At 57.0% G+C, this 25,921-nt stretch carries 19 protein-coding genes and 2 pseudogenes; 3 read left to right on the top strand and 18 right to left on the bottom strand.

The window, feature by feature from the left end:
• Positions 1-20: 20 nt before the first annotated feature.
• Both FHR04_RS07675 and FHR04_RS07680 read left to right on the top strand, forming a co-directional pair.
• Entirely contained in the window at positions 21-1,127 is a 1,107-nt protein-coding gene (locus FHR04_RS07675) for an LptF/LptG family permease (protein WP_139402199.1), read from the top strand.
• Positions 1,128-1,878: 751 nt separating this feature from the next.
• Positions 1,879-4,035: a recombinase family protein gene (locus FHR04_RS07680; RefSeq protein WP_211344179.1), complete on the top strand. Its 2,157-nt coding sequence runs from the start codon at positions 1,879-1,881 to the stop codon at positions 4,033-4,035.
• Between the two features lie 14 nt (positions 4,036-4,049).
• Here FHR04_RS07680 and FHR04_RS07685 read toward each other — a convergent pair.
• Positions 4,050-4,787: pseudogene (locus tag FHR04_RS07685) on the bottom strand (transposase family protein); the annotation flags it as partial.
• Positions 4,788-4,958: 171 nt separating this feature from the next.
• Positions 4,959-6,206: a lipopolysaccharide biosynthesis protein gene (locus FHR04_RS07690; RefSeq protein WP_170213892.1), complete on the bottom strand. Its 1,248-nt coding sequence runs from the start codon at positions 6,204-6,206 to the stop codon at positions 4,959-4,961.
• 164 nt (positions 6,207-6,370) lie between these two features.
• On the opposite strand from FHR04_RS07690, the pseudogene FHR04_RS07695 reads away from it, so the two are divergent.
• Positions 6,371-7,489, top strand: a pseudogene (locus FHR04_RS07695) (IS3 family transposase).
• 131 nt (positions 7,490-7,620) lie between these two features.
• Here FHR04_RS07695 and FHR04_RS07700 read toward each other — a convergent pair.
• The 16 genes from FHR04_RS07700 to FHR04_RS07775 form a co-directional block, all read right to left on the bottom strand.
• A complete protein-coding gene (locus FHR04_RS07700) occupies positions 7,621-8,415 on the bottom strand; it encodes a hypothetical protein (protein WP_139402203.1) in 795 nt (264 codons plus the stop codon).
• A 53-nt stretch (positions 8,416-8,468) separates the two neighbouring features.
• The gene (locus FHR04_RS07705; RefSeq protein WP_139402205.1) at positions 8,469-9,722 is read right to left on the bottom strand and encodes a hypothetical protein; all 1,254 of its coding nucleotides are present in this window, start codon (positions 9,720-9,722) and stop codon (positions 8,469-8,471) included.
• A gap of 160 nt (positions 9,723-9,882) precedes the next feature.
• The gene (locus FHR04_RS07710; protein WP_139402207.1) at positions 9,883-11,085 is read right to left on the bottom strand and encodes a DegT/DnrJ/EryC1/StrS family aminotransferase; all 1,203 of its coding nucleotides are present in this window, start codon (positions 11,083-11,085) and stop codon (positions 9,883-9,885) included.
• Between the two features lie 2 nt (positions 11,086-11,087).
• The gene (locus tag FHR04_RS07715) at positions 11,088-11,747 is read right to left on the bottom strand and encodes an acetyltransferase (protein WP_139402209.1); all 660 of its coding nucleotides are present in this window, start codon (positions 11,745-11,747) and stop codon (positions 11,088-11,090) included.
• A complete protein-coding gene (locus FHR04_RS21585) occupies positions 11,747-13,576 on the bottom strand; it encodes a sugar transferase (protein ID WP_276341359.1) in 1,830 nt (609 codons plus the stop codon). The genes FHR04_RS07715 and FHR04_RS21585 overlap by 1 nt, the downstream gene beginning before the upstream one ends.
• Positions 13,577-13,585: 9 nt before the next feature.
• Positions 13,586-14,737, bottom strand: coding sequence for a non-hydrolyzing UDP-N-acetylglucosamine 2-epimerase (gene wecB / locus FHR04_RS07725; RefSeq protein WP_139402213.1), 1,152 nt, complete (start codon positions 14,735-14,737; stop codon positions 13,586-13,588).
• A complete protein-coding gene (locus tag FHR04_RS07730) occupies positions 14,734-15,837 on the bottom strand; it encodes a polysaccharide biosynthesis C-terminal domain-containing protein (RefSeq protein ID WP_139402215.1) in 1,104 nt (367 codons plus the stop codon). Before FHR04_RS07730 ends, wecB begins: the two co-directional genes overlap by 4 nt.
• Positions 15,834-16,853: a polysaccharide biosynthesis protein gene (locus FHR04_RS07735; protein WP_183944818.1), complete on the bottom strand. Its 1,020-nt coding sequence runs from the start codon at positions 16,851-16,853 to the stop codon at positions 15,834-15,836. The genes FHR04_RS07730 and FHR04_RS07735 overlap by 4 nt, the downstream gene beginning before the upstream one ends.
• 21 nt (positions 16,854-16,874) lie before the next feature.
• The gene (locus FHR04_RS07740; RefSeq protein ID WP_139402218.1) at positions 16,875-18,023 is read right to left on the bottom strand and encodes a glycosyltransferase; all 1,149 of its coding nucleotides are present in this window, start codon (positions 18,021-18,023) and stop codon (positions 16,875-16,877) included.
• Positions 18,020-19,126, bottom strand: a complete 1,107-nt coding sequence (locus FHR04_RS07745) for a glycosyltransferase (protein ID WP_139402220.1) — start codon at positions 19,124-19,126, stop codon at positions 18,020-18,022. Before FHR04_RS07745 ends, FHR04_RS07740 begins: the two co-directional genes overlap by 4 nt.
• A 148-nt stretch (positions 19,127-19,274) precedes the next feature.
• Complete coding sequence (locus FHR04_RS07750; protein ID WP_139402222.1) at positions 19,275-20,378, bottom strand: DegT/DnrJ/EryC1/StrS family aminotransferase; 1,104 nt, start codon at positions 20,376-20,378, stop codon at positions 19,275-19,277.
• Complete coding sequence (locus FHR04_RS07755; protein WP_139402224.1) at positions 20,375-20,977, bottom strand: acyltransferase; 603 nt, start codon at positions 20,975-20,977, stop codon at positions 20,375-20,377. The genes FHR04_RS07750 and FHR04_RS07755 overlap by 4 nt, the downstream gene beginning before the upstream one ends.
• A 1-nt stretch (position 20,978) precedes the next feature.
• Entirely contained in the window at positions 20,979-21,938 is a 960-nt protein-coding gene (locus FHR04_RS07760; protein WP_139402225.1) for a Gfo/Idh/MocA family oxidoreductase, read from the bottom strand.
• A complete protein-coding gene (locus FHR04_RS07765) occupies positions 21,935-23,251 on the bottom strand; it encodes a nucleotide sugar dehydrogenase (protein WP_211344180.1) in 1,317 nt (438 codons plus the stop codon). The genes FHR04_RS07760 and FHR04_RS07765 overlap by 4 nt, the downstream gene beginning before the upstream one ends.
• A 153-nt stretch (positions 23,252-23,404) precedes the next feature.
• On the bottom strand, positions 23,405-24,469 hold the full coding sequence (galE, locus tag FHR04_RS07770) for a UDP-glucose 4-epimerase GalE (protein WP_139402230.1): 1,065 nt from the start codon (positions 24,467-24,469) through the stop codon (positions 23,405-23,407).
• A 31-nt stretch (positions 24,470-24,500) separates the two neighbouring features.
• Positions 24,501-25,775 carry a cation:proton antiporter gene (locus tag FHR04_RS07775; protein WP_139402232.1) on the bottom strand — a complete coding sequence of 425 codons (1,275 nt, stop codon included), beginning with the start codon at positions 25,773-25,775 and terminating at the stop codon, positions 24,501-24,503.
• Between the last annotated feature and the right edge of the window lie 146 nt (positions 25,776-25,921).

Consider the following 25,921-nt stretch of genomic DNA (forward strand, 5'->3'; position numbering starts at 1 on the left):
AGATCGACCGAGGCCCAGCCATGAAACTGTTCGAGCGTTACGTCCTGGCCGAGATCCTCCCCCTCCTGCTGGGGGCGCTGGCCGCCGTGATCGTGCTGCTGGTGCTGGCGGCCTTGCAGGACGTGATCGCGCCGCTGCTGGCCAAGGGGGCGGCCCCCCTGCTGGTGGCCCGCGTGCTGGCGCTGAACGTGCCGGAGGCCGCCGCCCGCGCGCTGCCCATCGCCCTGATGTTCGCCACGCTGCTGGGCCTATCGCGCCTGAGCAGCGATTCGGAGCTGAAGGGCGCGCTGGCCGCCGGGATTCCGGCCACCCGGCTGCTGCGCCCGGTGCTGGCGCTGGGCCTGGGCGTGACCGTGCTGGCCTTCGCGCTGGGCGAGGGGCTGGTGCCGCGCGCCAAGGTGCAGGAGCGCAAGGTCAAGCAGGAGATCGTCTTCGACAACCCGCGCGTGATCGGGCTGGACGGTGCGGCGGCCGACGGCCAGAGCATCGTGCTGCGCGACGCCCTGGACCGGGCCATCAGCGTTGGGAAGATCGGCCCCGGTGGGGAACTGGAAGACCTGCGGATCGTGACCATGCAGCGCGGCCAGCCCCCGCGTGAGGTCATTACCGCCGCCAGTGGCCGCCTGCCGCCGGGCAGCAACGTGCTGGAACTGCGCGACGGCCAGCGCGTGACCTACCAGGACGCGCGCCCGGTGACCATCCTGACCTTCAAGACTGGCAGCCTGCCGGTGCAGGACGTGCAGGCCGATCTGGACGCGGGCGGCGGCGAGCTGAAGCCGATCTACACGCCGCTGCGCGAGCTGTGGGCCAAGACCGCCCAGTACCGCGCGCAGGGCGTGCGCTCGCCCGCCGACTTCACGGCGCTGCACCGCAAGTTCGCCGAGCCGCTGGCGGCCCTGGCGCTGGCCTTCTTCGCGGTCAGTCTGGCGGTCTTCACCTTCCGCAGCGGACGTGACCTGGGACTGGTGTGGGCGCTGCTGCTGACGTTTGCGTATTACGCCACCTGGAGCGTGTTCCGGGTGATGGGCGAGAACGGGGCGGTGTCCGGCGTGGTGGCGGCCTACGCCCCGGACCTGATCGCCGTGGTGGCGGGCGCGGCGCTGCTATGGCGGACGGGGCGACGGTGAGGCGCAGGGTGCTTTGCGATTGTCTCGCCAGGACAGCCGAACGACAAGAAGGTCGAAAGCAAACGTATGGCGGCCTCAAAGGAACAGCCATTGCTCTGCTAATCCCACGCTTGAGGTCTTTCTTTCGGACTGTATGCAGTGCACTTTAACTATTCCTCCTCAGCACCTGACACTTTGGGGATCTGACGTTCTGGTCGTAGGGAATGGCGTTTCAAGAAGCTGAAGGTAGCCCCAGGCCTTTTCCAGTCCCCACCGCACCGCCTGACTGAGCTGCATCCAACCCTGCTGAGAGAGACTGAGCATCAGCCTCCCTCGATTGTCGCGTCTTGGTGGTGCTTTCTGCTGGTCTTAAGCCCCTACCCGGGTCATCCAGGCCAGGGCAATGCACAGCAACCCCAACAATCTGGAGATCCGGTCTGCCGCCATCATGTGCGTCGCTTCCAGGTCCAACCCTCCGGTCTTGAGCGCTGAACATGCCGATTCGACGCACCAACATGGATGCACCTGTAGCCGTACCGGGTTCGCCGCCTATCATTGGGATTGACGGCCTGATCCGCCTGGTCGCCTTCATTTCACGCGCGAAATGCGCTTTACAGGAAGGTGCTGCATGCCTGACCCCGCTGTCCCCCCCCGCCTGCCCTCTGGGTGAATCTCCCGAAGGCCCAGCAGCGTCGCCTGCTCCTGCTGCTCGCGCAGCTCGTCGAGCGGCAGATGACGCCGGAGACCTCACCTCCGCAGGAGGTGAAGTCTCGTGAACGTCCCCGTCACCGGTAAACTCCTCAGTCACCAGAAGATCCAGCGCAGTCATCTGGATGGTCTGGCCATCGTCTATGTGCGGCAGTCCACGCTGGGCCAGTTGCAGCGCCATCAGGAGTCCACCCGACTGCAGTACGCCCTGGTTGAGTACGCTGAGTCTCTGGGCTGGACGCCCGACCGCATTGTGGTCATTGATGATGATCTCGGAAAGTCCGGCAGCTCCGCTGCTGGACGGCCCGGCTTCCAGCGCCTCGTGACCGAGGTCAGCCTCGGTCATGTCGGCTTGATCCTGGGGATCGACATGAGCCGTCTGGCCCGGTCCAATCGCGACTGGCATCACCTCCTCGAAGTCTGTGCCCTGTTCCGCACCCTGATCGCGGACATGGACGGTCTGTACAATCCAATGGACTACAACGACCGCCTCCTTCTCGGCTTGAAGGGCACCATGAGTGAAGCGGAGCTCCACGTCCTGAAAAATCGCCTGCACGAGGGCAAATTGTGCAAAGCCCGCCGGGGTGAACTGCGCTCCCGACTCCCGACGGGGTACGTCCGGGCGGCGGATGGTCAGGTGCAGTTCGATCCGGATGAACAGGTCCAGCACGTCATCGCGCTGATTTTCCGCAAGTTCGACGAGCTCGGCACCATTCATGCGGTGCTGCGGTATCTCGTCGCCCATCAGGTCAAGCTGGGCATGCGTGGTCAGAGTCGCGCTGATGCGCGACTCGAGTGGCGGCGTCCAAACCGCATGACCTTACAGAACCTGCTGCACCATCCTATCTATGCGGGAGTTTATGCCTATGGGCGTCGGCAAACCGACGCCCGGAAACTCCAGGCTGGCCGTCCAGCCACGGGCCGGGTGGTGATGCCGATGGACGCGTGGCACGTCTGTCTTCGCGACCAGGTCCCGGCGTACATCAGTTGGGAAGCGTACCAGTCGCATCTGGCACGGTTGGCTGCCAACCGGAACGTGGCGGGTCAGGCGGGTGTGGCCCGCGGCGGCACCGGACTCCTGAGTGGTCTAATCGTCTGTGGGCACTGTGGAAACCGCATGTCGGTGCGGTATCAGGGGACGCGTGCCGCCTACAACTGCTCGCGCGACCAGGGGAACTACGGTGGGAGCACATGTTTCCACTGTGCGAGCACGGCGCTCGAGGCGTGGGTGGTGTCCCAGGTCCTGGAGGCCCTGAGTCCAGCCAGTCTGGCGCTGTCTCTGGAAACCCTGCAGCATGTGCAGGCTGAGCGCACCGCCCTCAGCCTGCATTGGGCACATCAGCTGGAACGGGCCGAGTACGAGGTCAGTCGTGCTGCACGGCAATATCAGGCAGTGGAGCCAGAACACCGGCTGGTGGCGCGTTCCCTGGAACGCGCGTGGGAACAGGCGTTGGAGGCCCAGCGAAGCGTGCAGGAAGAGTACGCCCGAGTGCACCAGCACCGTCCTGGCACCCTATCGGAGGCGGAGATCGCACAGATCAATGCGCTGGCAGAGGATCTGCCAGCCCTATGGTTCGCCCCGACAACGACGACCGTTGAGCGCAAGGAGATCATGCGCATCGTGATCGAGCGGGTGGTCGTGTCATCCGACCATGCGGACGAACGCGTCTCCGTCGTGATCCAGTGGTGTGGGGGTCACACCACGGTTGGGACCGTGACGCGTCCCGTAGCGCGCATCAAACAGCTGAGTTACTACTCAGAACTGGCGGCCACCGTGCAGCAGGGAGTCGCGGCGGGCCAGACAGCGCAGCAGGTCGCGGACGAACTCAACGCCCTGGGGTATCGACCAGCCAAGCGGACGCTGGTGTGGAAGGCAGAGATGGTGGGTTCGCTTGCGGGTGATCTGGGGCTGTCGTTTTCGCGCCTCGCCCGTGTGGCGACGGCGCGACTGCAGCGCAGAGGTGAATGGTGGAGGTTGCCGGGGCTGGCCGTGACGCTTGGCATGCCAAGCGTCACCCTGTACCACTGGTTGCGACAGGGGCAGGTTCAGGGGCGTCGTGAGGACGGCGACCCGACCTGGTGGATCTGGGCCGACGAGCAGGAGTTCGCCCGGCTGAAAATGAGACGGTCCAAACCGCGGGGCGAACTGGCACATGACCGTTGGATTCACCAGGCGAATGCCGTTGACTCGCACCACTTGAAGGAGGGTACCGATGTATAGGGGTAATCAGCTTGGCTTGTCTCAATGCCCCAACTGAGCCGATAGGTGATCAGGACGTCCAGGACAGGTAAATCCGAGGCGACGATCACCCTGTCCCCCGCAGGGGACAGGGTGATGACCACGTTCATCCAACCGCCATACACCCACGTGTGCTCAAATAACGTCCGCATCTCACCCGGCTTCAGGGTGCTGAACAGATCACGAACGGCCTCGTCGTCGACGCGGGTGTTTTCCCGGATGCGCAAACAGGACCGAATGCGTTTCCAACGCAGGAATCCACACCACTTCTGTCCGATGAACTCACGGTCCGCAATCAGCACGCTCCAACGCTTCGCGGGGAATACCTTGAGCAGTCGAGCGACTAGGATGAGGGCGGCGGTGCAACTGTTCCCTTGATGGGGGAGAACCGGCCACACCAGCGGAATGACCGCACCACCCAAAATGGCACCCGGGATGAGAAGATTCATCGGGGTCTGACCGGAATGCCAGGTCGTGAGGTCCATCACCAGGGTCAGTTTGCCTTCGGGAAGCAGGGGAAGTAGGACGTCTTGCGGCGTGAACTGCGCATCGTGCAGGGCACGCGCAATGACGCGGGTTTTGGATTCGAGATTGGCGTCCCGGGGAAGATGCAGTGCAATTTTCCGGTGAAGAGTGGATTCGACTTGGATCACGGCCGGGAGCACTTCAGCCAGCCGCTGAAGTGCGTCAAGACGTCGGTGTGGGAGTCGACTTTTCAGATGGGCAGCCAGCATATCAGCATGAAGCAGGGCGGTATCTCAGTCTGTGACGAACGGAGAGACCGCCCTTTGTACTGCCTTACGGCGTCCTGGACGCCATTCCCATCAAAGTGTCAGGTGCTGAGCTATCCTTCAATAGATTTTCTAGATGATATTATCAATGTTTTTAATTACTCAATTTTTGTCTTATGTTTTATGTAGATTTCCGACGATAAGTCGATAACAAAGTATGAGCAAAATCACATACTGTATTACTCCTTGCATTCCATAGAAAGTGATTGCATAGAATGATCCCATATTTAAGTAATAAGCTATTAGTATAGAAGCTATTGAAGTTATCATAAAACCAATTTGCCAGAGTAAATAGGGCTTCGGTTTCTCAACGATGTTAGGCACAAAAGTAATCGGGGCAGTAATAAACCTGATAAACATCATAGGCGACAGAATTCTGAGGTATATACCCGCTATATACCATTCTTTCCCGAAGACAAGAGAAAACAATACCGGCGCCAACAAAAACATTATAGAGAAAGGAATTATTCCTATCATAAATAACCGTCTGACGGTAGATGAGAAAATTGCAACTATGTTTTTACCTGCATTTTTAACAACAGTTGCCTCTTGGTAAAATACTTGGCCGACGCTGCTCCCGATGATTTGAGTTGGTAGCCCAAGCAATCGAGTGGTCATGCTTAAGAATCCTAATGAAGCTACACCAAAAAAAGATGAAAACAGAATATTTACGATGTTGAAACCTAAAACATTCGCTAAAGTAGCAGGCATTAGATAAAGAGCGAAATCTTTATATTTTGTTATTTGCTCCACGATGCGTTTGAATGTTATAGATTTTATATTTTGATTTTTAACTGCGTGACTAAGAAGCGTGTGACTTGAGACAATCTGCATAGTAAATTGACCCAATATTAGGCCGAATGAACCAAAATTTAAGAAGCCAAGAATTACTTGTACAACAGCACCTGATATGCTTTTTATTGCATTCGCATCCGATATGGCTCGATAATTTTCTAATCTTGTATTATAAAAATTTAGCACGTTAAACACCCCAATCAAAAAGACTATTGGGGGAGCTAAAAATATCCACCACTTTAAACTAGTTGCATTAAGTAGCTCCAAAAATTGTTCCCAAGAAACTAGTAAGAGCAGGGCAAGTGCAATAGAAAGTAGGAGAGCAATAACGACGCCTCCTGCTGCCACATTTAGAGCGTCATCATCGTCGATTGGATTCATAATCGCTGTCTCATAACGTAAATTTATTACAGAACCGAAAACGGTTATAATACTTATGAATAAGGCTAGTGTTCCAAACTCACTTGGACTGTAGAGACGAGTGAGAATGGGAGTGACAATTAGAGGTACTGATTGTGCCACGATTGTTCCGCTCATCAAGGTTAGGATTTTCTTTCTGTAATTCATCTGTGAGTAGATTCTACTGTTTATCGATCTTCTCTTGACCGATGGTTGAAGTTTGACTGTCCCCAAAACGAGGCGTTGACCTGACTTGACCTGAACCCGGAGAAGCTGTCCACATGAGAATGGAGCCTCTGGCATGATCGGGGAAGTTCCCCAGGAGGCCCGCGATGCGTGGAAAACGATTCACCGAAGAACAGATTGCCTTCGCGCTCAAACAAGCGGAAACCGGCGTCTCTGTGGCCGAAGTCTGCCGGAAGATGAGCATCGCAGAATCGACGTTCTTCAACTGGAAGAAGAAATTCAGCGGCCTGGGAGTCAGCGAGTTACGCCGTCTCAGACAGCTTGAAGAGGAAAACCGCAAGCTCAAACAGCTGGTGGCCGATCTGAGTCTGGACAAAATCATGCTGCAGGACGTGATTCAAAAAAAGCTCTGAAGCCGGCCCAGCGCCGCGTTTTGGTCGATCACCTGCGGACGGGCTATCGGGTGAGCGAACGGCGCGCCTGCGCCGTTCTGAACGAGTGGCGGACCATCTACCGCTATCAGGGCATGGCCCGTCCAGAGGAACAACCCATCCAGAAAAGGATGACCGAGATTGCCCAGACCCGGGTACGGTAAGGGCACCTGCAGAATCCACGTGCTGATGGCACGGGAAGGGTGGCACATCAATCACAAGCGATTTTTCAGGCTGTACCAGTTGGCCGGGCTGAACTTGCGAATCCAGCGTCCCAGACGGCATGTGAGCGCTGCACGTCGTGCAGCGCAGCCGACAGCGCAACAGCCCAATGAGGTGTGGGCGATGGATTTCGTCTCTGATGCGCTGTTCAATGGGAAACGGTTTCGGGCGCTGACGCTGATCGACACCTGGACGCGAGAGTGCCTGGCTGTCCATGTGGACCTCAGCATCAAGGGAGAGCGCGTCGTGGAGGTGGTGCAGGAGGTGAGCAGGCACCGGGGGGTGCCTGCCCGGATTCAGGTAGACAATGGCAGTGAATTCATCAGCAAGGCCCTGGACCTTTGGGCTTATCAGCAGGGGGTGACCCTGGATTTTTCGCGTCCTGGACGGCCGACCGACAATCCGTTCATCGAATCGTTCAATGGCAGTTTCCGGGATGAGTGCCTGAACACCCACTGGTTCCTGTCGCTGGACGACGCGGCAGAGAAGATTGAAAATTGGAGGGTCGACTATAATGACCTCAGGCCGCATTCCTCGCTGGAAAATCTCGCGCCCAGCGCGTTTCGAGCCAGGATTGCACCGACCTTTCGCCCGTCGGAGGCTCCATCCTGACCCGGACAGGTTTTTGGGATCGGCTCACGCCCGTCGGAGGCTCCATCTTGACCCGGGCAGGTTTTTGGGAGCTGCTCAATGGCGCCAAACGCGTTATTCTCAGGTGGATCGGTTTTCCGGTAGCCGGTCAATCAATAATCAACTGCTGTATTAGGAATGAACTCTACGTGTCTAATGTGTAGATTTCGATCTGCCAGCGTCCCAACATATGGATTGCGTATGACAATTGTGATTGGTGCATCAGAAACAAGCATCTTTACTTGACGTAAATATTGAGTTGTTTCAATATTTGCAATCACCATGCCGTTTTGGTAAATGGCCAGTACAGGCAACACGCCTTTGCCTTCGTGGCCTTGCACAACCATAGAAATCTTTCCAGGTCCACAGGGCACCAGCGTAAAGGGGATCAGTGGTGCAGCGCTAATCAAGGTGGCTATACTATTTTTTGAGTCCCATTTATCTCCTTTCTCTCTCGATAATTCAGTATTCTGGAAACCCTTACAAGAAGAACCTTCGAAGTCAATTTCACTTAAGACGGCTTTCCGTATATCACTTCTATAGTAATCATTCAAGAAAGCAAAAAATACATCTCTTTCATCGTGAATTTTAATATGTATAGTCCGAGCTCTGGAGAAAGCGTAATCTATTGGTGCTGCCGTCCCAATACTTACGGTCAATCGAGGCGGTTCATTGCCTGCAAGATCGGGTGTGCCGGTTATACTTAAAACGCCTGCTGAGCATAATTGAATTTGGACAACTGATGTACTCTTAAAGCTAAATCCATCGTCCTCAGACGATATCGAACCCTCTTCGTTTTTATAGATCGGACTAAAGATAGGCGAGTCAGAACAGACCATACTAGTATCGTGTGAGGATTCTGTCAGCGTTTGTGTACTCTCACTTTTGCCTGAAAGTAAGTGCATCATAGTCACTAATATGATGAGTGGTCCTATGAGCTGCAACCTGATCAAGCTCATACTCATATCGACCTAGATTCGATAGGGGAAGTGATCAAACCGAATAAAAAAATCCATGTAATTATACATGCACGATTGGCGGTCAAGGCAGGTGCGCCGAGCGATGCCGCAATCACAAAGATAGCTAACAATATCAATAAGCGTCCTTCAGGTGTGTTCCCTTTCCGTAAGCCGACGACGAGTATCGTTAGCAGAACAGCAATATAAAGTAATAATGCTAGCACACCGCCTTGAGCATAGGCATCCAAAAAGCCGTTGTCCAATATCTCTAATGATCGGAAGCCGTAGCCTGAAAATGGCTCATCTCGTATCACCTGCTTGAACAACATTGCCAGCCCAGTGTCATCACCCAAACGTGAGGCGGTATAGAGCTCAAATAAGCTGCCACTGCTTTGACTCGGCATTAGCAAGCGTATTGCATAATCTGCCCCACTCCAGCGTGTGCCAATTAGTCCACCAGCCGTGATGATAACTGCCACAAGCAGCACTCCACGACTCAGACCTGACCAGGTGGGCCGCCATCCAGAGACAACACGTTCCCAGAATACAGCGGTCAGGAATAAAGGCAAGCCAAGAACCAGAAAAATCTTCGATACAGTAAGCGTTCCTCCTATAAGCAGAAGAGGTAGGGCCAGCCAAAACCACAGACCCTTTCTGCCATTCCATAATAAGTAGAGCCATAGGAATAACCCTATTGTAAATGAAATCCCTGCCTCTACCGGTTGATTAAAAACGCCCATAAAGCGTCCATTGGTGAAGCTATTGTAGGCGGTACTGCCTCCGGTTTCAGACACGCTGATCCAGGCTGACATGATGGCAAAATTATTGGTAACTGTTTGGTAGATTTGAATACAAGCATTCAAACACAGAAGGCCCAAAAGCCAACCAAAAACTAGTCTCAATCTGGCACCCCATGCTAAAGCAATTACAGACACGGCAATAGGCTGTAACCAGTTGTCGGCTTGACTTAATATACGGCCAAAGCTTACTGGATAGGGACCAAAAAATGTGCTAAGAATGCTTGATAGCAAAATGCCGGATAAAAGCCAGATCACTATTAGCGGTAGCGACGGGTGCCGAGATTGACGGGCATAGACTATTACTATAGCAGCAAGAAGTGCACTTGGATATAGAATAAGATGCTCTACGCGGAAGCTGTTCGTGATATATGGACCAAATATAGCGATGACCAACAGAAGAAGGAGTTTTGATACAGGTAATGTAAATTCACCTGCATAGTATTTGTTGATTGGCATAGAGATATTAATTTTGATTAGTTTTTAGCATATAGAGCCAAGAATCCAACTTCCATCTACCTATGAGCTTTAGACGGAATACACTTATGATGCCAAAGCTTGAAATCATATCATCACTCCGATTTTATTATACTGCTTAAAATGGTAGCTGTTCACGTTATTAAAAGTCAATCGTGCTAAGAAATAACACTTCTTCCACTATATCCGCTATGGCGTTCATATCTGCCTCGCTTAAAGTGGGATGAACCAGAAACATTAGTGAGGTCTCGCCTAGCTCACGGGCCACGGGCAATCGCTCTTTTGGTCCCAATCCGGCATCGACGAACGCTTTTTCCAGATAGATCTCGGAGCAGGTGCCTGTGTAGCACGGTGCACCGCGCGCCACCATCTCGGCCATAATCCGGTCCCGGTTCCAGCCCGCGCGCAGACGTTCAGGCTGCACGTACACGTAATACTTGTACTGGGCGTGTTCGGAACCTTCGGGAACGACGGGAACGCGCAGAGCAGGCAGCTTCGAAAAGCGTTCGGCTAGCACCGCCGCGTTGCGCTGGCGCTGCTGCGTCCAGGCGGGCAGCTTCTGCAGTTGCAGGCGGCCAATCGCGGCCTGCACTTCCAGCATGCGCCAATTGGTGCCAAAGGATTCGTGCAGCCAGCGGAAGCCTAGCGGGTGTTCCTTGTTGTACACGGCGTCAAAGCTCTTGCCGTGGTCCTTGAAAGCCCAGGCCTTACGCCACAGATCCTCGTCGTGCGTGACCAGCAGACCGCCCTCGCCCCCGGTGGTCATGATCTTGTCCTGGCAGAATGAGAAGCACCCGATGTGCCCAATGGTGCCCACATGCTGGCCGTGGTACTTCGCGCCGTGCGCCTGGGCGCAGTCCTCGATCACGTACAGGTTGTGTTCGCGGGCTAGCGCCATGATTGGATCCATGTCGGCGGGCCACCCGGCCAAATGCACCACGATAATCGCCCGCGTGCGCGGGGTCAGCACGGCGCGGATGGTCTCGGCGGTGATGTTGCCGCTGTCGCGGTCAACCTCGGCGATCACAGGCACCGCCCCGCGCATCACAGCGGCGCTGGCCGAGGCGATAAAGGTGCGCGGCGTGGTGATGACCTCATCGCCCGCGCCCACGCCCAGGGCGTACAGAGCCAGCTCCAGTGCCTGCGTTCCGTTGTGCAGGGCCACTACGTATGGCACGCCGAGCACGGCGGCGTATTCCTTCTCGAACTCGCGGCCCTCGGTGCCGGTCCAATAATTGACCTTGCCCGAGCGCATTACTTCGGAGACGGCTTCGATCTCGTCGGGTTCGAAGACGGGCCAGGGAGCCAGGGTGCGGTCCAGGGTGCGAACGGTTTGTTGACTCATCATTACTCCTGATGCCAGCCTGTGGGACGTTCCTTGATGACCTTAGCGGGGATACCTACGGCGGTAACATTTGCTGGTAAGTCTTTGCTAACCACCGCGCCTGCTCCTAGAATTGACCATTCTCCCACGGTTATGCCTTGAATAATCGCACCGTTGGTTCCCAGGTCAGTTCCTTCGCCCACAACGACATTGCCGGAAATGGTTGTTCCAGGCGCAACCGTAACGTAATCATGCAGATGGGTGTCATGACCCACCGTGCAATTGATGTTAATGATGACGCCGCGGTCCAGGCGAATATCAGTGGTGATCGTGGCACCTGCACAGACGATGGTGCCTTCGCCCAAGTCAACGCGGTTGCCTACCCAGGCCAACGGATGAACCAGCGTGGCGCACTTCGCATCCAGCTCGGCGATTTGTCCCATGATCTTGCGCTTGGCTTTCGGATTGCCCACGCCCATGCCCACGGTCACATTTTCATTCTCACGCAGCCACTCCACGCCGCCCAGCACGGGAAAACCATGGACTTGGGTTTGATGCAGGCTTTCGTCGCCGTCCAGAAATCCAAGGAAATTTAGTGCGTCGCCGCGCTTCTGAAGGTCTTCGATAATTTGATGGACTTCCCGCCCAAAGCCGCCCGTTCCGAACACCACGATGTCTTGCATTACATCTCTCCTTGTCCCTCGAACTTGGGCATGGTGGCCTCGCCTGCTGCGCTGATACCGTCGCGCTTGAACACCTTTTGTACCGTCATCCACAAGATTTTCATGTCCAGCGCAAAACTGCGGTTCTCCACATACCACACGTCCAGCCTGAACTTTTCTTCCCAGGAAATAGCGTTGCGCCCGTTGATCTGTGCCCAGCCGGTGATGCCGGGTCGGACTTCGTGCCGCCGCGATTGCTGGGGCGTGTAGCGGTCCAGATATTCCATTAGTAGTGGGCGTGGCCCCACCAGGCTCATGTCGCCGCGCAATACGTTAAACAATTCGGGCAATTCATCCAGCGAAGACGCTCGCAGAAAGCGGCCCAGAGGGGTCAGGCGTTCGCTGTCGGGCAGGGGCTGGCCGTGACTGTCTATCCCTTCGCGCATGGTGCGGAACTTGTACATGGTGAAGGGCTTCCCGTGCAGGCCGGGGCGCTGCTGGCTGAATAAGACGGGGGAGCCCAGTTTGAGTCGAACCAACGAGGCCAGGCCCGCGAGCGGAATACCTAGGACAAGCAGACCTCCACCTGCTGCTATCACGTCAAGGAGGCGCCTGGAGCGATCTGAATGTTTGTTTGTCGCCACCTGGGCGAAAACCCGTACAAACTCATTTGTCCCGACTTCTAGCGACAGCTTTTGCCAGTAGTACGCCTGACCACTGACACCCATGTGGTCCCGCTCGGACGCCGTCATACCAATCAGGCGCTCAACGGCGTCGGCCAGCGTCTGCGGGTGCTGTGGCTCAAAGGCGTACCCGGCTCCTGCATCCTCAACCATCTGGGCTGCGTCGCCACGTACGCCCATCAATATGGGTTTGCCGACCATCAGATACGCCTGAGTTTTGGAAGGAATGGTAATGGAGAACAGAGGGTCGTCTTTTAAGTGAACCAGCAGGGCGTCTGCCAAGTTCAGAATCTCGCCGATTTCCGAGGGCGGACGGCGCGGCAAGAAGACTACGTTTGAAAGTTGTCGTTCCAGCGTCTGCGCTTGGAGCCTTTCGACTTCTACACCGCCGCCGATCATCACAAAGCGGGCTGTTGGCTGAGATATTTGCAACAGTTCGGCAGCTTCCAGTACCGTATCCAGCGCCTGCGCCTTGCCCATCGTTCCAGCGAAGACCACATTGAATCGGCCCTCAAAGCCCAATTCGCGGGCGCGGGCTGGGTCTGGTGCTGCCAGATCAATCTGGCCCTCGTCCGTCCAGTTCGGAATGACGCTTAGCTTGTTTTCTGGCACGCCGCGCTGCTGAAGCCGTTCCTTAAAACCTTCCGAAAGCACTGTAATGTGCGCCGCCTGTCTGTAGACCTGGTTCATCCAGCCGCCCACACCCTTTAGAACAGCGGCGTTCTCCATCATGCCTGTTGCTGCCAGGGTGTCGGGCCATAAATCCTGAATGTCATAGACAAATGGCACACGCCTTAGCGCCTGCAAAACCATTGCCGGAAGGCTGACGGTGGCAGGCGGATGGTAGACATAAGCTACATCTGGCCGACTCACGAACAACGTACCTATCGAGGCTGCCGCTGCGAAAGACAGATAATTCAATGCGCGTTTGACCCCCGATCCGTCATGGCTGGGATACAGCGGGACGCGAAGAATAGGAATACCGTCCATGATCTCGCGTTGAAAAGGGCGAACGCGGTATCCGGGGTAGACCTTGCCCCCCGGATAGTTGGGAAACCCAGTCAGCACCTCGACCTGATGGCCCTGTCGGCGCAGTTCCTGGGCGAACAGTAGGCCCTTGAAGCTCGGCTCTGGGTCAAACCATTGGGTAATCAACAGTATCCGCACGGCCAGACTCTAACCCTTCCGCCATACCACACGGTTAACGTAATCCGTGTAGCTGATCAGGATTCGCAGCACCTTATCCGAGACATTGGGCATGCTGTAGTCCGAGACCTGCCGCAGCATCCGCGTTTCGCCGCGCGGCTGAGCCTCCAGAATTCGCAGGCCCTGCATAATTCGCTCAGGCGACAGGCCCACCATCATCACGCTGGCCTCTTCCATCCCTTCGGGCCGCTCATGGGCCTCACGGATGTTCAGGGCTGGGAAGTTCAGGATGCTGGATTCCTCGGTGATGGTCCCACTGTCGGACAGTACGGCGCGGGCGTGCATTTGCAGGTGGACATAATCGTGAAAGCCCAGCGGCTTGAGTAGCTCCACGTTCGGGTGGAATTCGATGTCCCGCGCATCGATGCGCTTCTGCGTGCGGGGGTGCGTGGAGACGATCACGCGCCGCCCGTAGGTCTGGGCAATGGTGTTGAGTGACAACGCCAGCCCGTCCAGATTAGTGTCGGAGTCGATGTTCTCCTCGCGGTGGGCGCTGACCACATAGTATTCCCCGGTTTCCAGGCCCAGTCGCGTCATCACGTCCGACGCCTCGATCTGGGGCAGGTAATGGGTCAACACCTCGAACATCGGGCTGCCGGTCTTGATGATCCGGTCTGGCGGTAGGCCCTCGCGCAGCAGGTATTCGCGGGCAATGTCGCTGTAGGTCAGGTTGATGTCGCTGGTGTGGTCCACGATCTTGCGGTTGGTTTCTTCCGGCACACGCTGATCGAAGCAGCGGTTGCCCGCCTCCATGTGGAAAATGGGCACCTTGCGCCGCTTGGCGGGAATGGCCGACAGACAACTGTTGGTGTCGCCCAGGATGAGTACCGCGTCCGGCTGCTCCTGCGCCAGTACCGCGTCCACCTTGATGAGGATATGCCCGATGGTTTCGGCAGCGGTGCCCGTGGCCGCATCCAGAAAATGATCGGGCTTTCGGACGCCTAGATCAGAGAAGAAAATTTCGTTCAGCTCGTAATCGTAATTCTGGCCGGTATGTACGATGACGTGGTCGGTGTACTCATCCAATTTCGCCAGTACCCGTGACAGCCGAATGATTTCCGGGCGGGTACCCACGACGCTCATGATCTTCAGTTTCTTTGGCGTCAGTTCTTCCTGACTCATACACGCTCCACGGGTTCAGCCACCGTGTCGGGCTGGGCCGGGTCAAACAGTTCGTGCGTCCAGAACAGCGTGGTGAGCGTGCCGTCGCCAATATTGGTGATGTTGTGCGTGTGCAGCGTGGGAATATCCACGTAACTGGGGCGTTCGCCCGATACCCGGAAGGTCTGGACCTCTTCGCCGAACAGATGGCGCAGCTTGATCTCGGCCTCGCCGCCCGTGACCAGAAACCGCTCGACTTTGCGGGTGTGATAATGGTTGCCGCGCGTAATGCCCGTATGGGTGGTGGACATGAAGCTCTGCCCGCCGTTGGGACTCTTGACCGCCTCGAACAGGCTGCCGCGCGGGTCGGTATGCAGGGTCAGCGCCACCGGGTAATGCTTTGGATACAGGTAAGAGCGGTAGGTGTTGAACAGGTCACGCCGGATGTCCTCGCGCAAGTCGGGGATGATGTGCTCGGCGTATAGATTGTGCATGCTGCCTAGGGCGTCCAGCAGGCCATACACAGTCATGTTGTGGCCCTGAACGCGCACGTCGCCCAACGTGCCGTCCCGTATCAGCGCTTCAAAACGCCTCGCCACTTCCTGCGCGTGAATCTGCTCGATGGGGGCGTCATTGTGAGGCGTGGGCTTCTCGGCGCTGGCCAGCTGGTGACAGAAAGTGGAGACCACTGAGTTGTAGAAGGGTTTTCCGCCTTCGCCAAACACGCCAGGCAGGATGACGTTGGTGAATCGGCCACCGTTGCGCTGCGCCCAGTCGGAAAGCAGAGCCGCCGCCTCGCGCTTGGAGGTGCCGTAGGCGGTGTCGCGCTCGATGTGGGTGGATGAGGAGAACAGGATGTGCGCCTTGCTGTGACGTGCTTCCAGTGCCTCGATTAGTTGCCGGGTCAGGTCCAGGTTGGTCTGCGCCACCACATCGTCCTCGCCCCGGTTCATCCCCGCGAGATGAATCACGGCATCACAGCCATCCACAAAGTCGGCAAGCCTCCCCGAAGCGAAGGTCTGGCGATCTGCGGTGGGGACTTCCAGATCTTCCAAGCCACGAAAATAGGCGCGGACATGGGTTCCCAGCATGCCACCTGCGCCGGTAAGGCCTACCTTCATCTGGCCTGCCACGCGGCCAGTTCGCGTTGCACGTCCGGCAGGGCCAGCAGAAGTTCCTCGACTTCTGGCACGGTCAGGCGTTGGGTGTTGTGCGAGGTGTAATCGTTTAGGGTGGATTCTTCCGGGCTGCCCTCGGTGAAGTACTTTGCATAGTTCAGATCGCGATCATCCATGCGGACACGCATGTACTCGCTCATGTCCTCGGACTTGGCGATCTCTCCCGCCGTCGCCAGCGTCTCGAACAGTTTCTCGGCGTGACGTGTACCGATGATCTGAATGGGCACGTCTGACTTGAAGAGGTGCTTGAGAGCCTGGGCCAGATCCTCCACGGTACATGCTGGGGCCTTGCGAACGAAGATATCGCCCTGCTCAGCGTTCTCGAAGGCGAACAGCACTAGATCGATGGCGCTTCGTAGAGAAAGCAGGAAGCGGGTCATGTCCGGATCGGTGACTGTAAGTGGCTTACCCTGCTTGATCTGGTCAATGAACAGCGGAATGACAGAGCCCCGCGAGTACATCACGTTGCCATAACGCACGCTGGAAATCATGGTGTTGCCCTCGTGCAGTCGCCGCGCTGCGGCTGTCGCCACTTTCTCCATCATGCCCTTGCTCATGCCCATGGCGTTGACTGGGAACACAGCCTTATCGGTGCTGAGGCACACCAGCGACTTAATTTTGTGGGCAATAGCCGATTCCACCACGTTGTGGCTGCCCACGATGTTGGTTAGGACTGCCTGCATGGGGAAGAACTCACAGGACGGCACCTGTTTCAGCGCTGCTGCATGAAAGGCCATATCCACGCCTTCCATCGCCGCGTCCACGCTGGCGCGGTCCCGCACATCCCCAATGTAGAATTTGACCTTGGGGTTGTTCAGGCGAACGCGCATCTGTTCCTGTTTCAGTTCATCACGGCTGAATATACGGATTTCACGAACTTCGGTGTCCTTGATGAGTTGGACGAGTTCATTGCCAAATGACCCAGTGCCACCTGTAATTAGGATAGTTTTGTCTCGCATTTCTACTCTCATAAAATCTCCCTATATCTCGAATAGCTCTATGTGCTTGCGGATAATTTCCTCGTAGTCGACTTTATTATTCGCATATCTCCAACTTCTTTCCGAAAGCTTCGTTTTTTCTTTTAAGCTCATGCTGTTTATCTGCGCCAGCGTTTTTACGTATTGATTTTCATCTACTAAAGGAATAGTCCATCCTGCGCCATATTTTTCTAAATCATCCCATGGAGTCATATCACTTGTCAGTACGGGACACCCACTTGCCAATGCCTCATAAATCACATGTCCGAAATTCTCTCCCAGAGTTGGGAAGAAAAAGACGTCATACTGTTTAAAAACTGATTGCGTTTTATCAGGCTTCACTGCACCTCTATAAAAGACCTTATCTTGAAGATCATGTTTATCTATGTAGGCGACACAACTTTCCCAATATTTTTGATCTTCGATAGGTCCGTATATGTCAAAAGTAAATCTATGGTCCAACATAGTTAGAATCTTCAGAGCATACAAGATGTTCTTTTTTGGAGAAATTCTGGATATAAAAACAATGTTTAGAACATCGTTCCCGATTTTAGTATTTGGAAGATGTGGCATTGTTGGATCCGGTATATCACTAGCGATCCTAATATGCGTATCCGGACCAAGAGTCTTCTCAATATGTAATTTTTCCATCTCGTTTGAAGCATGAAAAACAATTTTCAGATTATTGAAAATAATCTTAAACACTTTGATATATATATACTTCTTAAAACGGGACTGTTCTAATGCGCCGGGGGAAAACTCCCCTCTCGGGGCTAACAATAGCTTGCTCCTCCTTGTTCCAATTAGCGAGCATGCGATTAACACATTTATTGTTAACAGTGAGAAAAAACTATTTAAATATATCAGCCGATAGGGATTTCTTCTCAAAAACTTATATATATTTAAAATGCCAACATTATCGCTGCTCATATAATATACTTTATAATTATTCAGTTTGTTCCAAGAATTTGATTCTATATTGTTGTATGGATTTTCGTCTCCTAAATCCCTATCCTTTGTTAAGACATCTATTTGCTCGCGATCCAATAGGCCGTTCAGAATGTTGGCGATACTTTTTACTGGTCCTCCTGACTTAAAGCCCGGCAGATAATGATCTACAATGATGAGTATTGCTTTTTTTTTGACATTCATGTGTGTCCTACAAATTCTTTGTATAATTTTACGTGTTCAGAGATTGAGTAAGGTAAGGCTGTCTGATACGCAGCTTCCATCATCTGTGTCAGTGTGTTTAAATTTAGATTCGGTAGCGATCTTATCGCATTAATGAGTTGATCAATATTACCCTCCTCAACTAGTATGGAATTCGCCGAGTTCAAAAGTTGCCTGTGTGTCGCATTGTCCCAAGCAATAACTATCCTGCTTAAGGCAAGAGCCTCAAGGATACTGTGGGATATCCCGCCAGCAGCGTTTGATGTGTTATTATTGAGAAAGACGAAGCATAAACTGTTACTGGCAATTATGGGAAGCTCTTTCCGTGTATAAGCGCCGTGATATAATATATGATCTGAATCTTTAATTACTTGATTTACATTTTCTCCCCAAGCATGAAAAGTCATTTTTGTTTCCCGCATACGATTTGCTGCTTCAACGAAATACTGAAACCCCTTTGTGTTCACTAAGCGGCCAGTGTAGGCTACTGAATGCACTAGATTGTTATCTATGTGTGTATTTAAAGAGGGTTCTAGATCAAGAGCATTCGGAATCGTCTTTGCATTTTCTCGTATACCATATCGTTGCTCAAATGTAACTCTAGTATCTTCGCCATTATATATAATGTACTTGCTCTTCGCGAAAGAATATCTTTCCACCAAAGTGGCTATGTATAACTTAATCCTGTTGCGCATTGATTTATTTGACCAAAAATATTTCAACTCACCAATTCCCGTTCCCCTTATCCAGATTATATGTTTAAGATTTATATTTGTTATTTTATTCAATATAAAGATCATAGCTTCAATATTAATGCCGCAATATATGCACTCATCACCCTCTGCACTATGCTTTTTAATCGCCCTAAAGGACGAAAAAAGATATCCCGGTAAACTCTTATGTTTGCTGTCAACAAAAATCACATTGCTTGGGAAATCAATATCAGAGTATGCAATACAATATACATATATATTAATATAGTCGGAGTGTATGCTATTAATAAAGTATTCCAGCCATGTTTCCTTTCCGCCGGACGTCTTTGACACGTCAGAAAATATAATAATATGCAGAGAATTTTTAATCACCTATATCTCCTTGATGAATTTGATCGCCGACATAAATGGCAATGTGTGAAAAGAGTGATTTAGGCAGAAATGAGTTTTCACAACATCCATGGAGCAAGACACATAATCGATCTACACCGATAAAGTTGACACTAAAATGATAATTGCATCATTTGTTAAATCTGTCTAAGATGTAAAATATGGACTTAGACTCCATAAAATGGCTAATCGGCAAGCTCAACGCCTCCTTCGCAGCCAGACTGCTGTATTCATAAGTCCGATACTGCCCTTTGTAAATTGGTAGCTCGTCCTGTGGGACCGGGTAATAGACCATCGTACCAATGCCCAGCTCAGCCAACTTGCGCTGCAACTCATCCCGCCGGCCGTTCTGCACCCGAATGGTGTACTGGTGAAACGCATGGCCATCTGTCAGTTCAGGCGTCACAATGCCCTCTACGCCTTTCAAGCCCTCGTTGTACTGCCGCGCCACCTCGCGGCGGTGGGCGTTCCACTTCTCAATGTGCGGCAGCTTCACGCGCAGAATCGCGGCCTGAATGGTGTCCAGACGGCTGTTGTAGCCCACGGTTTCGTTGTGGTATTTCTTGCGGCTGCCGTGGACCCGCAGCATCCGGGCGGTGTCGGCCAGCGCGTCGTCGTTGGTGGCCAGCAACCCGCCGTCGCCGTAGGCCCCCAGGTTCTTGCTGGGAAAGAAGGAATACGCCCCGAAGTCCCCAATGGTGCCGGTCTGCGTGCCCCGCCAGCGTGCGCCGAAGCTCTGGGCACAGTCCTCCACCACCTTCAGGCCGTGCTTGTCGGCAATGGCCATGATGCGGGTCATGTCCACCGGGTTGCCGTACAGGTGAACGGGCATGATGGCGCGGGTGTTCGGCGTAATGGCCGCCTCGATCAGTTCCGGATTCAGGTTCAGCGTGGCCGGATCGATGTCCACGAAGACTGGCTTCGCCCCCACCATGCTGATGCTCTCGGCGGTGGCGAAGAAGGTAAACGGCGTGGTGATCACCTCGTCGCCGGGGCCGATGCCCAGGGCACGCAGGGCGATCACCAGCGCGTCGGTGCCGCTGTTCACGCCGATGGCGTGCTTGACGCCCAGGTACGCGGCCACCTCCTGCTCGAACAGGTGGACGTCCTCGCCCATGATGAAGTCAGTGCGGTCCAGCACGCGCCCGATGGCCGCCATGATCTCGGGGCGCAGCTCGTCGATCTCGGGCTTCAGGTCAAGAATGGGAATCTGGGGATGTGCAGTGGTGGTCATGCGAGCCTCCTGACGTCGGTGTCGCTGAATTTCTGGTAGGTGTGGCCGGCAGAATCGGTCACGGTGTCGCCGCCGGAAAAATCCAGTCGGTCCCCGCTGGCGCTCATGAAGCCGATGGGCCGGGCCGGCACGCCCGCCACGATGGTAAACGCGGGCACATCGCGGGTCACCACGGCACCCGCCGCGACGAAGGCGCCCTCATGCAGGGTCACGCCGGTCACGACGGTGGCGTTCGCACCGATGCTGGCCCCCCGCCCCACCCGCGTCACCGTGTAGTCGGCGCTGGTGTTGCGCGGAAACTCGCTGCGCGGCGTGCGGACGTTGGTAAAGACCATGCTGGGGCCGCAGAAGGCGTAGTCCTCCAGGATCACGCCCTCGTACACGCTGACGTTGTTCTGGATCTTGACGCCCTTCCCGATACTCACGCCGTTCGCCACGTACACGTTCTGGCCCAGCGAGCAGCCCTCGCCGATGGTCGCGCCGCCCATCACGTGGCTGAAGTGCCAGATCTTGGTGCCGTCGCCGATCTGCGCGCCGTCGTCCACGTAGGCGCTGTCGTGCTTCCACCAGGGCCTGGACTGGGTGTTTTCTGGAGTCATCTCAGCCCCTCAGGAAGCGGTGGCGCGTGTCGGGCGCCGCACTCACGACCGGCTGCTTGCGGATCTGGGCCACCGTGGCGATCGCCTGGTAGGTGTCGTCCAGGCTGAAGCCCTGCCCCGCCAGCGTGCGGCGGTAGACCTCGGTGTGCAGGTCCGTGAAGCCCTCGCTGAACTCAACTTCCTGACCGTCGATGGTGATCGAACGGTAGGTGCGCTGGCCCTTGGCAATCTGCTCCTCGGGCAGGTAGCTGGGGTCAATCGACAGGAACCAGCGCACGCGGGCGCGTTCCAGTTCCAGATACCCGGCGCACACCGTCTCGCTGCGCTGGTGGACCTCGACGTGCTCAATGTCCCCGAACAGCCAGCTCAGCATGTCGAAGAAATGCACCCCGATGTTGGTCGCCAGCCCGCCGCTCTCGTCGGTGCGGCCCTTCCAGCTGCGCAGGTACCACGTGCCCCGGCTGGTCATGTACGACAGGTCCACGTCGTACTTGTCGCCGCTGCTGGGGCTCAGCTCGGCCTTGACCTTTTCCAGCGCGGCGTGGGCGCGCAGTTGCAGAATCGTCCACACCCGCCGCCCGGTTTCCTCCTCCACTTCCTTCAGCGCCGTGATGTCTTCCGGGTTCAGCACAATGGGCTTCTCGCACAGGGCGTCGGCCCCGGCCCGCAGCGCCATGCGGATGTGCGCGTCGTGCAGGTAGTTGGGGCTGCAGATGCCCACATAGTCCACGCCCTGGCCCTGACGCCGCGCGTCGTACAGGTAGCGCTCGAAGATCTCCGGCTGCGTGAAGAACTCGGCGTCCGGAAAGAACGAGTCCATGATGCCCACCGAGTCGAAAGGGTCCAGGGCCGCCGTCAGCACGTTCCCGGTGTCCTTGATGGCCTTGAGGTGCCGGGGCGCGATGTACCCGGAAACGCCGGTCAGGCCGAAAAGTGTCGGGCCAGAGGTGGGCGCGCTCACAGGAGCGTCACCTTGTCGCTGGTCATGCCGCGCGTGGCGTAGCGGGTGTCGAGAATCGCCTGCGACTGCTCGATCACGTTGGCGTAGTCCACATCGCTGTGCTTGGTGGTGATGATCACCAGATCGGCGTCCTGCAAGACCTGATCGGTCAGGTCGATGCCGGTGGCCTGAATGCCGTGCTCGTTGACCTCCGGCGTCCACGAGTCGTGAAACGACACCTCCGCCCCCGATTCCTTCAGCAGGCGGTAGACCTCCAATGCCGGTGACTCGCGGTAATCGTCCAGATCGCTCTTGTAGGCCATGCCCAGCAGCAGCACTTTCGAGCCGTTCAGCGACTTGCGCGCCCCGTTCAGCACGCGGGCGGCCTTGTCCACCACAAACTCGGGCATCTTGCGGTTGGTCTCGCCCGCCAGCGCGATGAAGTGCGTCTGGAAGTTGTACTCGCGCGCCTTCCACTCCAGGTAGTGCGGGTCCAGCGGAATGCAGTGGCCGCCCACGCCGGGGCCGGGGTAGAAGGGCATGATGCCGAAGGGCTTGGTAAACGCCGCGTCCAGCACCTCCCACACGGAAATCCCCATGCGGTCGCACAGCAACGCGATCTCATTGGCCAGCGCGATGTTCACGGCGCGGAAGGTGTTCTCGTAGACCTTGACCATCTCGGCGGCCTTGGCGCTGCTGACGGCCACAACATGCTCGATGGTCTGGCGGTAAAAGGCCAGCGCGACTTCCAGGCTGGCCGGGTCGTTGCCGCCCACCACCTTGTTGGTGTTCTTGGTGGTGTAACGCGCATTGCCCGGATCGACGCGCTCGGGCGAGTGCGCCAGAAAGAAGTCCACCCCAGCTTTGAGCCCACCGGCTTCCAGGATGGGCTTCATGACTTCCTCGGTGGTGCCGGGATAGGTGGTGCTTTCCAGGCTGATCAGCTGGCCGGGGCGCAGGCGCTGGGCGATTTCCTGGGTCACGCTGCGGATGTAGCTCAGGTCCGGCGTCAGGTTGCGGTCCAGCGGTGTGGGCACGCAGATCACGATCACGTCCAGCTCCGGCACCACGTCAAAGTCGGTGGTGGTGGTCACCAGCCCCTGCTCCACGACGGCCTTCAGGTCCTCGTCGCGCACGTCGCCGATGTAGTTCTCGCCGCGCGCCACCATGCCCGCGCGCTCGGCGCTGCGGTCGATGCCCACGACTTCAAACCCCACCTTGGCCTTCTCCACCAGAAAGGGCAGGCCGACGTAACCCAGGCCCACCACACCTACTTTGGCCGTATGGGCCACAATCTTTTCCACAGCAGCGGAGACGGGGTCGATCTTAATCACGCCCTGTAGCATAGCGGATCAATTTTAAAAAGATATAATGAAGTTCATACGTGTCCAGGACTGCAGAATCGATCTGGCACAACAATTCATGGAAACGCTCGTGACATGGCTCAATCCCACTGAGTCCTTGTAAAAGATGTGGGTTCTCTGAGATCAGGGCTGAAACTGCCGCTCCTGGGTGGCCGCTGGGTTCAGCCGCTCCCCTCGCACCGCTTCCCACGCGAAGGCCGATTGCATCGCCTCGGCCACCGTGAGCTGTGCCTTCCACCCGAGGGAGTCCCGCGCCCGCGTCGTGTCCGCATACGCGCCCGCGCTGTCGCCGGGGCGGCGCGGCCCCTCCCGCACTGTGACCGGCGTCGGCGAGGCCTCCTTGAAAGCCGTCACCAGTTCCCGTACCGTCACCCCGTTGCCGCTGCCGACATTGATGGGCAGGAACGACACCTGGCCCCGCCCCTCTCTGGCCGCCGCCTCGAAGGCCCCGTCGAAACCTTCCAGCGCCGCGACATGCGCCTGCGCCAGATCCCAGATGTGAATGTAGTCGCGCAGGCCGGTGCCATCGCGGGTGGCGTAGTCGGTGCCGGTGATCTCGAAGGCCTCCGCGCGGCCCTGGGCGGCCGCCATCAGCCGGCCCAGGATGTGGGTGGGGTCCGCGATGTACGGCCCGCTGCGCAGTTTCGGGTCCGCGCCCACCGGATTGAAATAGCGCAGGGCAATGGCCCGCATCGGCGTGGGCGTGGTCTGCGAGGCGGCGCACAGGTCCCCCAGCATCTCCTCGGTCATGCGCTTGCTGCGGGCGTAGGGGCTCAGCGGCTTTAAGGGGCTGTGCTCGTCCACCCGCAGGTCGGCGGGGCTGTCGTAGATGCTGGCGCTGGAACTGAAGATCACCCGCGTCTGCCCCAGCGCCAGCAGCGTCTCGAACAGCGTCAGGCTGCCCACCACGTTCTCGCGGTAGTACAGCGCGGGCTGGGCCACCGACTCGGTCACCACGATCCGCGCGGCAAAGTGCAGCGTGGCGGCGATGTCGGGATGCTCGGCGAAGATGCGCCGGACCAGGGCAGTGTCGGCCATGTCGCCGTGGTAAAAGAGGCGCCCCCGCGTGAACGCCTCCGGCCCGCTGACCAGCGAGTCCAGCACCACCGGGGTATGGCCCGCGTCCTCCAGCGCCGAACACGTCGTGCTGCCGATAAACCCCGCCCCACCGGTGACCAGAACCTTCATGGCCTGAGAGTACACGCAGTCGTCTGCCGCGTCACGCCGCCCCGTCCTGATTGCTGTCCACCGCCCGCGCCGCCAGCCGCCCCACCGTCAGCCCCTGCACGATGATGGAAAACACCACCACCACGTAGGTCATCACCAGGAAGAGGTCGCGCTCCGGCCCAGCGGGCACGGTGAAGGCCAGCGCCACGCTGATCGCCCCGCGCAGCCCGCCCCAGATCATCAGGCGGCGGGTGTAGGGGTTGAAGTCACGCCGCCGCCCCAGCACCATCACCGGCAGTTGCACGGAAATGGTGCGGCTCAGCAGCACCAGCGGAATGGCGATCAGCCCCAGCAGCAGCGATTGCCCGCTGAAGCGCACCACCACCACCTCCAGCGCCAGCAGCGCGAACAGGAAGATGTTCAGCAGCTCGTCGGCCAGGTGCCAGAAGCCCTCGAAGCGCTCGCGCGAGGACAGCCCCGCCGGGCGGCGGTCCGCCAGCGAGCCGATCAGCAGCCCGGCGGCGACGGCGGCCAGCGGCGCGGAGACGTGCAGATTGGCGGCCACGGCGGTGCAGGCCAGCACCACGCTCAGGGTGACCAGCACCTCCACCACGAAGTCGCTGACCGAACGCAAGGCCAGCCAGCCCAGCCAGCCCAGAAACAGTCCCAGCGCCAGCCCCCCCAGCGCCTCCTGCGCGAAGAACAGGGCCACACCGCCCGCGCTCATCGCGGGGCCGTGCAACTCGCCGCCGCCTCCCGCCGCCGCGATCCCGGCCAGCACCGCGAAGGCCACCACGCCCACGCCGTCGTTGAACAGCGATTCGCCTGCCACCAGCGTTTCAATCCGTTTGGGCACCCCGGCCTGCTTGAGCATGCCCAGCACCGCCACCGGATCGGTGGGGCTGATCAACGCGCCGAACAGCAGGCAGTACACCAGCGGCACGTCCAGCCCGAACAGGCCCAGCAGCGCGTAGGTGGCCCCGCCCACCAGCGCAATCGAGATGGCCGTGGACAGCAGCGCGAAGGTCAGCACCGGCCCGCGCAGCCCCCACAGCGCCTGCGAGTTGACGCCCAGCGCCCCCGCGAACAGCAGGAACGACAGCACGCCCTGAAACACGAAGTCGCTGAACTCGATGCCGCGCACCAGCGCCACCGCTTCCCGCGCAAACGGCACGTCCAGGCTGACAAACGCGAAGATAATCAGGCTCACGCCCAGGCCGCCCACGGTCACGCCGATCGAGGCAGGCAGCTTCCAGTAGCGGGCATTGACGAAGGCCAGCGCGGCGGTCACGCAGACCAGCAGGGTGGCGAGATCGAGGATTTGCATGGGGCGCTCCTGCGGAGGTCTGAAGGTCTAAGGGTCAAAAGGTCTGAACGCTGACGGGGTGACCTTTCTGGTTCCGCCTTGAAGTCAAGGGACTGGGGGCGTCTGGAGCCGCAGGCTTGAATGTTGGGAAGTGGCTGCGTCTCAGC

This window comes from Deinococcus radiopugnans ATCC 19172 (assembly GCF_006335125.1).
GTDB classification, from domain to species: Bacteria; Deinococcota; Deinococci; order Deinococcales; family Deinococcaceae; genus Deinococcus; species Deinococcus radiopugnans.

Bases quoted from the DNA above. Each gene is read 5' to 3' on its own strand.
- FHR04_RS07675 (WP_139402199.1), top strand. From the start codon at position 21: ATGAAACTGTTCGAGCGTTACGTCCTGGCCGAGATCCTCCCCCTCCTG.
- galE (WP_139402230.1), bottom strand. From the start codon at position 24,469: ATGAAGGTTCTGGTCACCGGTGGGGCGGGGTTTATCGGCAGCACGACG.
- FHR04_RS07735 (WP_183944818.1), bottom strand. From the start codon at position 16,853: ATGCGAGACAAAACTATCCTAATTACAGGTGGCACTGGGTCATTTGGC.
- FHR04_RS07710 (WP_139402207.1), bottom strand. From the start codon at position 11,085: ATGAGTCAACAAACCGTTCGCACCCTGGACCGCACCCTGGCTCCCTGG.
- FHR04_RS07740 (WP_139402218.1), bottom strand. From the start codon at position 18,023: ATGAATGTCAAAAAAAAAGCAATACTCATCATTGTAGATCATTATCTG.
- FHR04_RS07690 (WP_170213892.1), bottom strand. From the start codon at position 6,206: ATGAATTACAGAAAGAAAATCCTAACCTTGATGAGCGGAACAATCGTG.
- FHR04_RS07750 (WP_139402222.1), bottom strand. From the start codon at position 20,378: ATGACCACCACTGCACATCCCCAGATTCCCATTCTTGACCTGAAGCCC.
- FHR04_RS07715 (WP_139402209.1), bottom strand. From the start codon at position 11,747: ATGCAAGACATCGTGGTGTTCGGAACGGGCGGCTTTGGGCGGGAAGTC.
- FHR04_RS07755 (WP_139402224.1), bottom strand. From the start codon at position 20,977: ATGACTCCAGAAAACACCCAGTCCAGGCCCTGGTGGAAGCACGACAGC.
- wecB (WP_139402213.1), bottom strand. From the start codon at position 14,737: ATGAGTCAGGAAGAACTGACGCCAAAGAAACTGAAGATCATGAGCGTC.
- FHR04_RS07705 (WP_139402205.1), bottom strand. From the start codon at position 9,722: ATGCCAATCAACAAATACTATGCAGGTGAATTTACATTACCTGTATCA.
- FHR04_RS07730 (WP_139402215.1), bottom strand. From the start codon at position 15,837: ATGAAGGTAGGCCTTACCGGCGCAGGTGGCATGCTGGGAACCCATGTC.
- FHR04_RS07700 (WP_139402203.1), bottom strand. From the start codon at position 8,415: ATGATGCACTTACTTTCAGGCAAAAGTGAGAGTACACAAACGCTGACA.
- FHR04_RS07775 (WP_139402232.1), bottom strand. From the start codon at position 25,775: ATGCAAATCCTCGATCTCGCCACCCTGCTGGTCTGCGTGACCGCCGCG.